Raw genomic sequence first — 217 nt, 5'->3', positions numbered from 1 at the left:
TTGAGGGTGTTAGGACGCGGGCGGGTACAAGCCGAAGCGATCGCCGAACTCGATCGACTCCCCCCAGCCAATCTCTTTCGCGCCAGTGCGTTAGTTTTATTGAATCGATTAAAGGCGGATTTACAATCTAATGCCAATCTAAATCCGGAGGATAGAGAGTTAATTATGCGGTTATCTCCTCTTTTTGACCAACAACTCGAAGCAGCACAGCTTGCCG

Annotated in this window: 1 pseudogene; it reads left to right on the top strand. The window is 49.3% G+C overall.

From position 1 onward, the window contains the following. Positions 1–217 (top strand): annotated as a pseudogene (locus tag AC0QH1_RS05030) (hypothetical protein); the annotation flags it as partial.

Source organism: Phormidium sp. CCY1219 (assembly GCF_055795085.1).
This window is presented reverse-complemented; position numbering and strand designations above follow the sequence as displayed.